This is a genomic window from Thiobaca trueperi (genome assembly GCF_004342175.1).
Taxonomy (GTDB): Bacteria; Pseudomonadota; Gammaproteobacteria; order Chromatiales; family Chromatiaceae; genus Thiobaca; species Thiobaca trueperi.
This window is the reverse complement of sequence record NZ_SMAO01000007.1, coordinates 78993-92737: the sequence shown is the minus strand read 5'-3', so window position 1 is coordinate 92737 and position 13745 is coordinate 78993. Positions and strand designations below refer to the sequence as shown.

The window sequence follows — 13745 nt, the reverse complement described above, 5'->3', positions numbered from 1 at the left end:
GAGCGATGACCTCAGCCCTAGCCGTCGATGACATCGTCGGATCCGAATATGAACATGGTTTCACGACCGAGATCGAGTCCGATACCTTTCCGCCCGGTCTGGACGAGGGCGTCGTGCGCGCCATTTCCGCGCGCAAGGGCGAACCGGAATTCATGACCGAGTGGCGTCTGAAGGCGTATCGGCACTGGCTGACCATGACCGAACCCGAGTGGGCCGCCGTCCACTACCCGAAGATCGATTTCCAGTCGATCTCCTATTTCTCCGCGCCCAAGCGGCCCGAGGACATGCCCAAGAGCCTGGACGAGATCGATCCGGTGCTGCTCGAAACCTACCAGAAGCTCGGCATCCCGCTGGAGGAACAGAAGGCGCTGGCCGGAATCGCGGTCGATGCGGTCTTCGACAGCGTCTCGGTGGCGACGACTTTTCGCGCAACGCTCGCCGAGGCCGGCGTCATCTTCTGTTCAATCTCGGAGGCGGTGCATGATTATCCCGATCTCATCAAACTGCACCTGGGGTCGGTCGTACCGCACACCGATAATTTCTATGCTGGCCTCAATGCGGCGGTCTTCAGCGACGGCACCTTCGTCTATGTCCCCAAGGGTGTGCGCTGCCCGATGGAATTGAGCACCTATTTCCGCATCAACGCCCGCAATACCGGCCAGTTCGAGCGCACCCTGATCGTCGCCGAGGCCGGCAGTTATGTGAGCTATCTGGAAGGCTGCACCGCCCCCCAGCGCGACGAGAATCAGCTTCATGCCGCTGTCGTCGAACTGATCGCCATGGACGACGCCGAGATCAAATACTCGACCGTGCAGAACTGGTATCCGGGCGACGCCCAGGGCAAGGGCGGGATCTACAACTTCGTGACCAAGCGCGGCGACTGTCGCGGCGCCCGCTCCAAGATCTCCTGGACCCAGGTCGAGACCGGTTCGGCCATCACCTGGAAATATCCCAGTTGTCTCCTGCGCGGCGAAGGCTCGGTCGGTGAGTTCTATTCGGTCGCCGTGACCAAAGGTCGCCAGCAGGCCGATACCGGCACCAAGATGATCCATATCGGCAAAAACACCCGCTCGACCATCGTTTCCAAGGGCATTTCGGCGAACGAAGGCCAGCAGACCTATCGGGGGCTGGTGCGGATCGGCCCGCGCGCGGAAGGGGCGCGCAATCACACCCAGTGCGATTCGCTCCTGATCGGCGACCGTTGCACCGCCAACACCTTCCCCTATATCGAGGTCAAGCATCCCTCGGCCAACATGGAGCACGAGGCGACCACCTCGAAGATCAGCGACGACCAGCTTTTCTACTGCCGCTCGCGCGGACTGACCGAGGAAGATGCCGTGTCCATGATCGTCAATGGCTTCTGCAAGGAGGTCTTCAACGAGCTGCCGATGGAATTCGCGGTCGAGGCGCAGAAGCTCCTGAGCATCAGCCTGGAGGGAGCGGTCGGTTAATTTAAACCGCGTTCTTGGTAATCGGGCGGATGCCGTGGTGGACCAAACCTCCCTGCTCCAGCCAGCCTCAGCCGGACGCGGTTTAAATGAAAACTTTTAAATCAATCGTTTGAACCGCGTCGGTGACAACGCTCATGGATTGCGACAAGGTTCGATTTGGCATGGGTGTCGCCCAAGCCGCAAGACGCAGTTCACAGGAGTAGCAAAGATGTTGTCTGTCAAGGGCCTGCGGGCCAACGTGGGTGAGAAAGAGATCCTCAAGGGACTGGATCTGGAGATCGGGCCGGGGGAGATCCATGCCATCATGGGTCCGAACGGCGCCGGCAAGAGCACCCTGTCGCACGTCCTGTCCGGACGCGAGGGCTATGCGGTCACGGCCGGGACAGCAACCTTTCACGGCCAGGATCTGCTTTCACTCGAACCCGAAGCGCGCGCCCAGCTCGGGCTCTTTCTCGCCTTTCAGTACCCGGTCGAGCTGCCGGGCGTCAACAACACCTATTTCCTCAAGGCCGCGCTCAACAGCATCCGCAAGGCACGCGGCGAGCCCGAGCTGGATGCCGTCTCTTTCCTGCGGCTCATCAAGGACAAGCTGAAAATCCTGCATCTGGATGATTCGCTCCTGAAACGCGCGGTCAATGCCGGTTTTTCGGGCGGCGAGAAGAAGCGTAACGAGATCTTCCAGATGGCCCTGCTGGAGCCGAAACTCGCCATCCTCGACGAGACCGATTCCGGGCTCGACATCGACGCGCTGCGGGTGGTCGCCGACGGGGTGAACGCACTGCGCTCGCCCGAGCGATCCATGATCGTCGTCACCCACTATCAGCGTCTGCTCGATTACATCCAGCCGGATTATGTCCATGTCCTGGCACAGGGGCGCATCATCCGCTCCGGCGGCAAGGAACTGGCGCTCGAACTGGAAGAAAAAGGCTACGGCTGGATCGATGCGGCGGAGCAGGCGGCATGACCGGCGCAGCAGCCAACTTCGCTGGCTGGCTGGCGGCTGATGGCGGGCGTCCTGACGCTGCCGGACCTGACTGGCTGACTGCCCGGCGCCATGACGCCCTGGCGCGTCTGGGTGAGCTGGAGGTGCCGACTTCCAGGCAGGAAGGCTGGCGTTACACCAGTCTCAAGGCGCTGCTTGAGCAGGGCTTCGTGCGGGGCGATGCCCCCCTTGCGGCGCTTCAGCCGGACGCGCTGCAACGAATCCTGATTCCGGGGCTCGACAGTCATCGCATCCTGCTGGTCAACGGTCGTTATACGCCTGCCGGATCCGCGCCGGGCGATCTGCCCAAAGGTGTCCGGGTCGGCGGTCTGCGCGATCTGCTCGCTCAGGATCCCGATGCGCTGCGTGAGCGGTTGAACCGGGTCGCTGGCACAGAGCAGTCGCTGTTTGCCGCCCTGAATACCGCCAGCCTCGACGACGGTTTGGTGCTGCTGCTTGACCGTGCGGTCTGTCTGGAACGCCCCATCGAGCTGATCCATCTGTCCGTCGGACAGGACGCGCCGCGTGTCGCCCAGCCGCGTCATCTGATCCTGCTGGAAGACGGCGCTCAGGCCACGCTGATCGAGCGGTATCTGAGTCTCGACGACGCCCTTTACTGCACCAATGCGGTCCTGGAACTCTCACTGGGGCGCGATGCCGTCCTCAAACATGAGCGTATCCAGATGGAAAGCCGCAACGCCTTCCATCTCACCACGCTCTATCTCGCCCAGGACGCCGGCAGCCGTTATCAGGGCGTCAACATCGGTCTGGGTGCCACCTGGTCACGCACCGAACTGCTGACCCGCTTTCGCGGCGAACAGGCCGAATGCGACCTCCAGGGGCTCTATCTGGCTGGCGACCGGCAGCTCATGGATTACCATCTCGATGTCGAGCATGGGGTTCCCCGCTGCACCAGCCGCGAAAACTTCAAGGGCATTCTCTACGGCAAGGGACGGGCCGTCTTCGACGGTCGTGTGCTGGTCGCCAGGGATGCGCAGAAAACCGACGCCGCCATGTCCAACCGCAACCTGATGCTGTCCGCGAGCGCCGAGGTGGATACCAAGCCCCAGCTTGAGATCCACGCCGACGATGTCAAATGCAGTCATGGCACCACCGTCGGTCAGATCGAGCCGGAGCGGTTGTTTTATCTGCGCTCGCGCGGCATCCCGGCGCCGGTGGCGCGCCGCATGCTCTGTCTGGGCTTTGCCGGCGAGATCATCGAGACACTGAGTTCGGAGGCATTGCGCGAACAGGTCTCCGAGCAGGTCGGTCAGCGTCTGGAATCCGCTCCACTCAGTTGAACCATGCCGAATCTCAAGGTTGCCGTTCTGACCATTAGCAGCGTTGTCGAGAGGTCGAGGTCGATATGAACAGACTGGCCCGCTTTGCCGGTTTCGGGAAGCATGAAGAAGGGGAAGAAACAGCGGTCCTGGATCAGGATGTCGCCGTGGAACAGATGGATGCCGAGGAACTGCGCGAGCCCATCATCGCCGCGCTGCGCAATGTCCATGACCCCGAGATCCCGATCAATATCTATGACCTGGGCCTGATCTACCGCATCGGGATCGCCCCGAACGGCGACGTGGCCATCGACATGACCCTGACCGCACCGGCCTGTCCGGTCGCCGGCATGATGCCGATCATGGTCAGGAATGCCGTCGCCAGTGTCGAAGGCGTGGGCGATGTGCGGGTGGAACTGGTCTGGAACCCACCCTGGAGTCAGAGCAACATGAGCGACGAAGCCCTGTTGCAGCTTGGGTTGATGTAATGACTGAACGCTTCTGGGAGACCACACCGCTCCAGGCCATGACGGCCAGCCAATGGGACGCGCTCTGCGATGGCTGCGCCAAATGCTGTCTGGAGAAATTCGAGGACGAAGACAGCGGTCGCATCGTCTACTCGCGCATTGCCTGCGCCCTGCTGGATCTGGACACCTGCCGCTGCCGCGACTATGACAACCGCGCCCGGCAGATGCCAGACTGCGTGACCCTGGCCCTGGATGTCCTGGAAAAACCCACTTGGCTGCCCGAAACCTGCGCCTACCGGCGGCTCGCCGAGGGCAGTGCCCTGCCGGACTGGCATCCGCTGCTCACCGGCGATCCGCAATCGGTCATCGAGGCCGGGCAAAGCGTTCGCGGACGTGTGCTCGGTCCCGAATCAGGCGAAAATCCGCTGATGAATCTCATCGACTGGATTCGTTAAACCGCGCCCAGCGCGGTATGTGCTGTGTGTGGGTCGGATCAGCTCGGTCAGATTCAGGGATTGTCGGAGCCGGCGCGGTTTAAGAGATTAAAAATAAAAATTTCTAAACCGCGTCTCCACCGAGGCCAATGGCATCCACAGCATTGAAAAAAACAAAAACCACGCATTTCACTCCGGACGCGGTTTAGACCAGACAGGGTTTGATGAAGAAAATCTATTTGATCGGCATGGGGCCAGGCGGCCCGGAATATCTCACGGTCCAGGCGATCAACGCCCTCAGACAGGTCGATGTCTTTTTCTTTCTGGAAAAGGAAGGTCGCGGGAAGGACGAGCTCGTGCAGATGCGGCGTGAGGTGCTGAACCACTATCTGGGCGAGGACGCCTACCGCATCGTCACCGCCACAAGTCCCACCCGGCGGACATCAGGCGAGTACAGCGACGATGTGCTGCGCTGGCACGACGAGAAGCGCGTGCTTTTTGAGCGTCTGATCGCGGACGAACTGCGGGAAGGTCAAAGCGCCGGTCTGCTGCTCTGGGGCGATCCATCGCTCTACGATCAGACTGTCAGCCTGGTGGCCGATCTGGTCACCCGCTCGCACGGCGCGCTCGACTTCGAGATCATCCCCGGCATCACCTCGGTTCAGGTGCTGACCGCCAAGCACCGAATCCCGCTCAACCGGGTCGGCGAAAGCATCACCATCACCACCGGACGCCATGTCGAGACCTGCGATCCCGCCGAGATCGACAACGCCGTGGTGATGCTCGACTACAACGCCTCCTTCCAGCGCTTCAGAGGACAGAACATGGATCTGTACTGGGGCGGTTATCTCGGCTGTCAGGATGAGATCCTGGCCGCCGGCCCACTGGACGAGATCACCGATGACCTGCTGAAAACCAAGTCGGAGATCCGGGACCAAAAGGGCTGGCTGATGGATATTTACCTGCTGCGTCGGCGGAAGGACACTGAGACCTGAGCATTTAAAAATCCTGTCCATCCTGAAAAATCCTGTTAATCCTGTCCATTGTTGATCGGCCGATTGCCATGTCAGATCCGGCGCCACGCCACTGCCCTGCCCTCTTCCTGACCGCCTGCTCCTCGGGACAGGGCAAGACCACGCTGGTGGCGGCCCTGGCGCGCCATCACCGCCGGCTTGGCCGGCGTGTCCGGGTCTTCAAGACAGGGCCGGATTTTCTCGACCCCATGATCCTGAGCCGCGCCAGCGGGAACGAGGTCGGGCCGCTCGATCTCTGGATGGTGGGCGAGCCCGGCTGTCGGCACAAACTCTACGAGGCGGCCGGCGAGGCCGATCTGATCCTGATCGAGGGGGCGATGGGTCTGTTCGACGGCACCCCATCCGGGGCGGATCTGGCGGAGACCTTCGGGATTCCGGTCGCCGCCCTGATCGATGCGCGCGGCATGGGGCAGACCTTCGGCGCGCTGGCGCTGGGTCTGGCGAGCTACCGTCCGGGACTGCGCTTCGCCGGTGTGGTGGCGAATCAGGTCGCCAGCGCCCGACACGCCGAGATGATCCAGGCCGGCATTCCGGCGTCGCTTCCCTATCTGGGCGCTATCCCGCGACTGGCCGAGGCGACCTTGCCGAGCCGGCATCTGGGGCTGGTCCAGGCCAGCGAGATCGCCGATCTCGATGCACGTCTCGATGCCGCCGCCGAGCGCATCGCCGGGACCGCACTGGCCGGACTGCCAGACCCGGTCGCCTTCCTCCCCCCGCCGACGCCACTGGCCACGCCACAGCGACTCGCCGGACGGCATATCGCGGTCGCCCGCGATGCCGCCTTCTCCTTTCTCTATGCCGACAATCTGCGTCTGCTTCAGTCGCTGGGCGCCGAGCTGAGTTTTTTCTCCCCGCTCGCCGATGCGGGCGTGAGCGCCGACGCCATCTATCTCCCCGGCGGCTATCCGGAGCTGCATCTGCACACCCTGTCCGCCAATCAGGGCATGAAGCGCGCGCTGCGCGACCATTTGGCCGCCGGGCGTCCGCTCTATGCCGAATGCGGCGGCATGCTCTATCTGCTCGAACGGCTGACCGACAAGGAAGGCAACACGGGTGAAATGGCCGGTCTGCTGCCGGGACGGGGCCAGATGCGGCAACGTCTCGCCGGGCTTGGCATGCAGTCGCTCGACACCTCTGATGGCTGTCTGCGCGGACACAGCTTCCATCACTCGACGATGGAGACAACGCTTGTTCCCCTGGCCCACGGGAAACGTCAGCGCGACGGCCAGCCCGGCGAGCCCTTCTACCATCAGGGCGCACTGCGGGCGACTTACCTGCACCTTTATTTTCACTCTGCGCCAGAGGCGGCGGCGGCGCTGTTCCTTTAACGCCGCGCCAATATCGCGATCATGAATCCCACAGCTCATGGATGCGGTAAAGGCCGAGGACATAGCGCAACTGTTGACGGTTACTCGCCCCCAGCCGGTGGGACAGATCGTTCAGCAGCTTGTTGGCGTAAGCGGGTGTGACGTCTTTGCCGTCGATGCTCTTCAACGGGCGTCCGGTGGTCAGAAATTCAAGGGTCTTTCGCTCCTTCTCGGAAAGATCCGAGAGTCGCGCGAGCATCATGGTCTTGCGGCAGACGGGGTCGGCGTGGAGACGGTCATGGAACAGACGAACGAGATTGCGCAGCACCTCAAGCCGCTCGTCGAGCAGCCTTCCGAATTCCGGCCCCCTGTCGCGACTCACCAGACTGGCGCCTGCAATCTCATCCCGGTCGCTGAGGGTCGGGATGGAGATCCCATTGCATAGACCATAGTCGTGACGGGCGACTTCGATGACCGCCTTCTCCTCCTGCTCCAATGTCCCCCGCTCCGCTTCATGCCACCAGTCCATGGGGCTCAAGTCGCCTTGCAGGATACGTTTGATGGTGAAGTCCTGATCAGCGAATCCGGCTTCCGCATAATGCGTCAGGAAGGCCACATCGAAGCCTTCCGAGCGCAGGATCACGGGAGAGGCACCTCCCTCTCCATTCAGACGCAGGAGATACGAGCTATAGGCGATGCCGTCGAATCCGAGGCGGATGACGGCCCGCTCCAATGCCTCGAAGCATTGATCCATGCCTTCGGCGGCACAGAGCTCGCTGACGTAATCGACGATCAGTTGCATGCGTTGGACTCTTAGACCGTGAAGTGCAGACAGATGGGGAAATGCCGATCAACTGTCGAGCACAAACTCGAAGCTATCCACGGCGAGATCCAGGCGCCCTTGAACCGGCGCCAGCAATCGCAACGCAAGCTGATCCAGCTCGCTCAAGGTGAGGTCATAGCCGGTGAGCGGTCCCCGTGAGGGCATGGGAATACGATTTGCGCGCACGGCCACGAACTGCCGCCAACCCTTACCGTCAGCAGACTCGAACTCCAGGCTTCCTTGAGTGGGATAACGCAGACCGGCCCCTTCGAGGCGATTGACGAAATGCTCCCCTTCAACAGGCGCCAGTTGCACGAACCGGTCGTGACTGCGAATAAGCAGGAACACCTCCTGGTCGCGCCTTCCGGAGCAGAACAGGAACCACGCGGCATTCAACGCAACCCTGGGCAAGCCATCTTCGCGGGATCCGCTCTCCAGACGCACCAGACGCAGATCGGTTTCCGCCTTCGGAACGAACTGCAGGAAGCGGGCCCGCAGGGAGTCGTCGGCCATCAACCGGCCCCAGGGGCTGACCTCCGGATCGGTGTGCAACAGCGGCAGGAAATCGTTCAAGCCGAGACAGTCGGCGAGCTTGCGGGCCGGTCCCTTATCCACGCACTCCCCGTTCCATGCCTTGCGCACGACGCCGACGCTCATGGTCTCGGGCACGCGGATCCGCTTGCGGTAGAGAATCTCCAGTTGCTGCGGCGAATCAATCCCTAACTTGCGTGCATAGGAGCGTACTTTCCCGGCATCGAGCGTCACACAGCGATTTCGTCGAGCTGCCATTGAGGCCCACTTCCGCACGCAATAGGGACTAAACCGCGTCCAGCGCGATATGCGTAATTTTCAGTTTGTGTTTAGCTTTGGAGATGTCATCGACCTCAGTGGAGACGCGGTTTAAAATTTTATATTTTTTAATATCTTAAACCGCGCCAGCTCCGATAATCCTTGAGTCTGCCAGGGCCGACCCGATCCGCAAAGATCGCATACCGTGCTGGGCGCGGTTTAAGAGGCTCAAAAATACCGGAGTCGCCCCGGCCGGGAAAGAGGGCCAAGTCATAGAAACATTGAACATCTTCGGTGGACCCAACAGATCAGACCCGGCGCAGACGATGGGGCTCGGGCATGGGGCCGAAGGTCTCCAGAGGCAGGCGCTCGGGCCAACCGTCGGGGTCGGGGCGCACCCAGGCGAGCCAGCGCCAGGCGTCGCCACAGGCCTCGATCAGGCGGTTCTCGCAGGGTTCCCAGACGGCATGGCCCTCATATCCGCGACCGGAGACGGCGTGGATTCGTCGTGGCGCGCCGCTGGCCGCATCCCAGAGCCGCACGGCCCCGTCAGCTCCCGCCGAGACGAGCCGCCGACCGTCGGGCGAGAAGGCGCAGGCCCACACCCAGCCCTGGTGGCCGGAGAGGCTCAGCAGCGCCTCGCCACTGGCCGCATCCCAGAGCCGCACGGCCCCGTCATCACTCACCGAGACGAGCCGCCGACCGTCGGGCGAGAAGGCGCCGCCCATCACCGCGCCCTGGTGGCCGGAGAGGGTCAGCAGCGCCTCGCCGCTGGACGCATCCCAGAGCCGCACGGCCCCGTCATCACCCGCCGAGACGAGCCGCCGACCGTCGGGCGAGAAGGCGCAGGCCGTCACCCAGCCCTGGTGGCCGGAGAGGGTCAGCAGCGCCTCGCCGCTGGCCGCATCCCAGAGCCGCACGGTCCCGTCTTCACCCGCCGAGACGAGCCGCCGACCGTCGGGCGAGAAGGCGCAGGCCGTCACCGAGCCCTGGTGGCCGGAGAGGGTCAGCAGCGCCGCGCCGCTGGCTGTATCCCAGAGCCGCACGGTCGCGTCAGCTCCCGCCGAGACGAGCCGCCGACCGTCGGGCGAGAAGGCGCAGGCCCACACCCACCCCTGGTGGCCGGAGAGGGTCAGCAGCGCCTCGCCGCTGGCCGCATCCCAGAGCCGCACGGTCGCGTCATCACCCGCCGAGACGAGCCGCCGACCGTCGGGCGAGAAGACGCAGGCCGTCACCCAGCCCTGTTGGCCGGAGAGGATCAGCAGCGCCTCGCCGCTGGCTGCATCCCAGAGCCGCACGGTCCCGTCTTCACCCGCCGAGACGAGCCGCCGACCGTCGGGCGAGAAGGCGCAGGCCCACACCCCGCCCTGGTGGCCGGAGAGGGTCAGCAGCGCCTCGCCGCTGGCCGCATCCCAGAGCCGCACGGTCGCGTCTTCACCCGCCGAGGCGAGCCGCCGACCGTCGGGCGAGAAGGCGCCGCCCATCACCTCGCCCTGGTGGCCGGAGAGGGTCAGCAGCGCCGCGCCGCTGGCCGCATCCCAGAGCCGCACGGCCCCGTCATCACTCACCGAGACGAGCCGCCGACCGTCGGGTGAGAAGGCGCAGCCCCACACCCTGCCCTGGTGGCCGGAGAGGGTCAGCAGCGCCTCGCCACTGGCTGCATCCCAGAGCCGCACGGTCCTGTCAGCTCCCGCCGAGACGAGCCACCGACCGTCGGGCGAGAAGGCGCAGGCCGTCACCCAGTCCTGGTGGCCGGAGAGGGTCAGCAGCGCCTCGCCACTGGCTGCATCCCAGAGCCGCACGGCCCCGTCAGCTCCCGCCGAGACGAGCCGCCGACCGTCGGGCGAGAAGGCGCAGCCCATCACCCAGCTCTGGTGGCCGGTCAGCATGCACAGCGTGGAGCAGGGGGCCTCGACGGGGCCGAGCCGATCGGAGGGAGGCGCACCCTGGGGCCGGACGAACCCGGGTGGGGCCGTGTTCGGCGATGCGGTTGGTGGTTCATCGCATGCCAAGAACTGGGGCCTGTAACCGCAGGCGCCGTGCCACAGGCTGCTTTGGAGGCGGGTGTTGCGCCAAATGGCGGCGGTGGACTCAGCGCCGCTCCAGTCCGTCCGGATCGCGTCGCAGTCCAGGAAGTTGGCCTGGGCCAGTTGGGTGTCGCGAAAGCTGGCCCCGCTGAGCTGCACCCGTTCGAACACCGCCCGGCGCAGACTCGCCCCGCTGAAGTCGGCCTCGCTCAGGTCCAGCAGGGGTGAGCCGAGTGTCGAGCGGCAGCTCAGCGCGTCCAGTCGCGCCCCGTTCAAGGCAATACCCCGAAGCACAGGCACAGGCCACCCCCGGTCGTGGGCGCGCAGGGCATAGGCCAGGAGCAGCTCGCTGGTCTGGGGACGGTAGGGGGTCCGCCAGCCCTGAAGGGTTTGGATCAGGATCGGGTCGGCAGCCTCCGCCAGGCACTGGCCCAGAAAGTCCAGGGTCTCCTGGCTGGGACGCTTGATCGCCCAGCGATCGGGGGCCTGGTCGCGCAGGGCCTGGAGCAGATAGTCGGCGAGAAAGAACTCCAGGAGGGATGTATGGGCGAATCGGAAGCTGCTGCCGCTCGGGTCGTCCTGGCGGGCGAGGAAGGTGGCGTTACGCAGATCCTCCTCGAGCTGGTCTGGATGAAGGCGGCTGTAACGGCGGTGCAGGTCCGGTTCGGACTCCAGCCAGGCGTGAAACCAGCGCTCGATGCGCTCGGCGGGGAGCCGTCCGTCTCCGCTTTGCCAGAGGAAGGCGGCGAGGTGGCGTGCGAGGATCAGCTTGTGTTCCGGGCGGATGTGATGCTTGCCGCTATCGCGCTCCAGCCAGCGCTGAACCATCCGGCGGTACAGGGTGACGCCATAGATCCTTTTCCCGGCCAGGCGGTCCTGCTCGATCTCCGGTATGAACTCCGAGACCAGCCTCAGGGTGTAAGGCCGCTGGGTGAGCTCCGTGAGGTTATGGACGGACCGGACGGTGTCCAGCAGCGTCACCGGGTCAATGCCTGGGAGTGCGGCGGCGAGATAGCGCTCGACCTGTTCCTCCGACAGCGGGAGCAGGACGAGTGCGCGGTAGGCATCTGCCCGATACTCGCCGCGTTCCTGGCCGGTGAAGTGATTTTGCTGGTCGCGCAGAGTACGGAAATATTGGGTGCGCGTGGAGATCAGGGCCTTGAATCGACCCGCAAGCCCATCCGCCCGGTGGCGGTCTCGGGTAAGGCGCAGCAGCTCCCGGGTGAAGACCTGTCCGTCCGCCTCGGTGAGCCTGTTGAGCACCTCATCGAGGCCGTCGAAGATGGCCAATGCCCCCTGCGCGATCCATCGCTGGACATCTGCCAGCAAATAGCCTTCGCCGGGACCCTGGTCGTCCCAACCCCGCGCCATGCACTCCTCGACAATCTCCTTGAGTTTTGGCACCCGCTGCTCCAGGCCGGTGACATGGCGCAGGTCGAAGTACAGCGGCAGGGGCCGCGTTGGATCGGCCCTGCGGCGCTCATCCAGGATCTTTGCAAGGCGCTGACAGGTGACGGTCTTTCCCATGCCGTACTCGCCGAGCAGGGTGAAGAGGGGTGGTGCATCGGGGGCGTCCACCCATTGCATCAGATACTCCATCACATCGACGCCCGGCTGATCTCCGCCCCGGTGCATGACCTCGGCGTCCTTATCCATGGTGGACAGGAGGCCCTGTGCGTCGGGGATCAGGAGCTTGGTGCCGATGGCGTCGTGGTCGCGCAGGCCCATGAGTCTGGCCCCGGGTGGCAGACCCGGAGCGGGGCGACCGCCCCCGGAGGGGGGGCTGATGCCAGGTGTCGGCGGTTGCCGGCCCTCGTAGAGGCTGCCGAGGGCAAGTGCCCTGTGGACAACCAGGGCGGCGTTTTGGGCAGCGAACTTCTGGTCTTTCTCCTTGTTCTTCGTGCCCTTGTGGCCATCGCCCCAGTCACAGATCGCCTTGACGATGATCCAGTCCAGATTGAAGCGCCCGGCGGCGAGCTGAATACCCACCGCCTCCATTTCGCCGCCGATGGCCTCCTTCTCCAGCTTGAGGAGGCTGGTGCGGTAATCCAGGTTATCGACCAACTTGTTGCCGGAGAGCAGGGTGCCGAAGCGCACCGTCGGCCAATTGAGGCAGGCGTTGGGGTCCGCCTGGCAGCTCTGGCGCAGGTGGTTGAAGCGATTCAGGAGGACCTGGGATGCGGGTGGCTTGTCGTCGCGCAGGTCGAAGGTGCCGTCCGCGTTCATGCGGCCCAACTCGTAGCCCCGGATAGCCTCGGAGACCAGCACGTCGCCGATGGCCTGCTCGGCAGGATTGACCCCGAAGGCGATGCCGACCCCGATGATGGCCTTGGGCGCCCAGTCCGTGATGGCGTCTCGGGCGGCATTCTGGGCCTCGCCCTCCCCCTGCCGGCTGACCCGCTGGATGATCTGCATCCCGCCGTGGATCCCCAGGCGATTGTAGGTCATGCCATTGCGGACCTCGGTGGGGGGAGTCCCCTGCGGGTGGAAGCGGGCGATGACGGCGGTGGCCTCGCGGAGGTTGAAGGTCATGAGGACGACGACTGGCAGGGATTCCTGGGGAAGACCCCTTTGATCCGTCACCAACTGCCCGGCGGGGATGGCGTTCAGCTCCCCGGTATAGGCGGGGGCCGGAGCCGGGAGGGGGCCGTCGAACCAGACGAAGCGGTTGGCCGGGCCGGCCTTTTTGTCTGCGGTGATCTCGGCGCGCAGGGCCAGGCCCTGGGTCTCGGCGGCGTCGTTGATGGTACGCAGCAAGCGATTCAGGGCGGCGTTCGCACTCGCAGGGGTGCTCAGGGGGAACATGGTCTCGTGGATGCGGGCGACCTGAATGCGATCGTCGTCCCCGGCCAGGTCCAGCAGGCGCTCGGCGTGTTGGCGGACGGCGTCCGAAAGGCCCAGGTTCTTGAGGCTGTTACGAGCGAAATAGGGCGAGAGCGTGGGCATGAGGGCGCTCCTGAAGTGGGATACGGCCCCAGTCTATCCGAGTTCTAGCAGGCAGATCAAGCAGTATCGTGTTTGATATGTTTGAATGAAGTTGCATATAGCGGAGCGGACGACCAGCCACGCGGGTGGCCTTGCCGAACAACCGCTTAACCGTCTTAAAAGCGCCTTAACCGTTCCCACAACACCCGCACCCAGGGATAACCTG

General features: G+C 64.2%; 10 protein-coding genes. 7 read left to right on the top strand and 3 right to left on the bottom strand.

From position 1 onward, the window contains the following. The first annotated feature begins 5 nt into the window (after positions 1–5). The 7 genes from sufB (at position 6) to EDC35_RS13575 (ending at position 6976) form a co-directional block, all read left to right on the top strand. Positions 6–1451, top strand: a complete 1446-nt coding sequence (sufB, locus tag EDC35_RS13605) for a Fe-S cluster assembly protein SufB (protein ID WP_132977807.1) — start codon at positions 6–8, stop codon at positions 1449–1451. 208 nt (positions 1452–1659) lie between these two features. Continuing rightward, positions 1660–2415, top strand: coding sequence for a Fe-S cluster assembly ATPase SufC (sufC, locus tag EDC35_RS13600; RefSeq protein WP_132977806.1), 756 nt, complete (start codon positions 1660–1662; stop codon positions 2413–2415). Next, positions 2412–3734, top strand: a complete 1323-nt coding sequence (sufD, locus tag EDC35_RS13595) for a Fe-S cluster assembly protein SufD (protein ID WP_132977805.1) — start codon at positions 2412–2414, stop codon at positions 3732–3734. Before sufC ends, sufD begins: the two co-directional genes overlap by 4 nt. Positions 3735–3799: 65 nt before the next feature. Further along, a complete protein-coding gene (locus tag EDC35_RS13590; RefSeq protein ID WP_132977804.1) occupies positions 3800–4201 on the top strand; it encodes a DUF59 domain-containing protein in 402 nt (133 codons plus the stop codon). Then, complete coding sequence (locus EDC35_RS13585; RefSeq protein ID WP_132977803.1) at positions 4201–4635, top strand: YcgN family cysteine cluster protein; 435 nt, start codon at positions 4201–4203, stop codon at positions 4633–4635. Before EDC35_RS13590 ends, EDC35_RS13585 begins: the two co-directional genes overlap by 1 nt. A gap of 203 nt (positions 4636–4838) precedes the next feature. Further along, positions 4839–5609 carry a precorrin-6A synthase (deacetylating) gene (cobF, locus tag EDC35_RS13580; RefSeq protein WP_132977802.1) on the top strand — a complete coding sequence of 257 codons (771 nt, stop codon included), beginning with the start codon at positions 4839–4841 and terminating at the stop codon, positions 5607–5609. Between the two features lie 68 nt (positions 5610–5677). After that, positions 5678–6976 (top strand): cobyrinic acid a,c-diamide synthase CobB, encoded by a 1299-nt coding sequence (locus EDC35_RS13575; protein ID WP_132977801.1) that lies wholly within the window; start codon positions 5678–5680, stop codon positions 6974–6976. 19 nt (positions 6977–6995) lie between these two features. Here EDC35_RS13575 and EDC35_RS13570 read toward each other — a convergent pair whose 3' ends face one another. The 3 genes from EDC35_RS13570 to EDC35_RS13560 form a co-directional block, all read right to left on the bottom strand. Then, positions 6996–7757, bottom strand: coding sequence for an autoinducer binding domain-containing protein (locus tag EDC35_RS13570; RefSeq protein ID WP_132977800.1), 762 nt, complete (start codon positions 7755–7757; stop codon positions 6996–6998). 48 nt (positions 7758–7805) lie between these two features. Beyond that, complete coding sequence (locus tag EDC35_RS13565) at positions 7806–8543, bottom strand: hypothetical protein (protein WP_132977799.1); 738 nt, start codon at positions 8541–8543, stop codon at positions 7806–7808. A 332-nt stretch (positions 8544–8875) separates the two neighbouring features. Next, positions 8876–13540 (bottom strand): WD40 domain-containing protein, encoded by a 4665-nt coding sequence (locus EDC35_RS13560; protein WP_132977798.1) that lies wholly within the window; start codon positions 13538–13540, stop codon positions 8876–8878. Positions 13541–13745: the final 205 nt, after the last annotated feature.

What these genes read in the sequence shown, in the direction of transcription:
- sufB (WP_132977807.1), top strand. Translation starts at nt 6, where the DNA reads ATGACCTCAGCCCTAGCCGTCGATGACATCGTCGGATCCGAATATGAA.
- sufC (WP_132977806.1), top strand. Translation starts at nt 1,660, where the DNA reads ATGTTGTCTGTCAAGGGCCTGCGGGCCAACGTGGGTGAGAAAGAGATC.
- sufD (WP_132977805.1), top strand. Translation starts at nt 2,412, where the DNA reads ATGACCGGCGCAGCAGCCAACTTCGCTGGCTGGCTGGCGGCTGATGGC.
- EDC35_RS13590 (WP_132977804.1), top strand. Translation starts at nt 3,800, where the DNA reads ATGAACAGACTGGCCCGCTTTGCCGGTTTCGGGAAGCATGAAGAAGGG.
- EDC35_RS13585 (WP_132977803.1), top strand. Translation starts at nt 4,201, where the DNA reads ATGACTGAACGCTTCTGGGAGACCACACCGCTCCAGGCCATGACGGCC.
- cobF (WP_132977802.1), top strand. Translation starts at nt 4,839, where the DNA reads ATGAAGAAAATCTATTTGATCGGCATGGGGCCAGGCGGCCCGGAATAT.
- EDC35_RS13575 (WP_132977801.1), top strand. Translation starts at nt 5,678, where the DNA reads ATGTCAGATCCGGCGCCACGCCACTGCCCTGCCCTCTTCCTGACCGCC.
- EDC35_RS13570 (WP_132977800.1), bottom strand. Translation starts at nt 7,757, where the DNA reads ATGCAACTGATCGTCGATTACGTCAGCGAGCTCTGTGCCGCCGAAGGC.
- EDC35_RS13560 (WP_132977798.1), bottom strand. Translation starts at nt 13,540, where the DNA reads ATGCCCACGCTCTCGCCCTATTTCGCTCGTAACAGCCTCAAGAACCTG.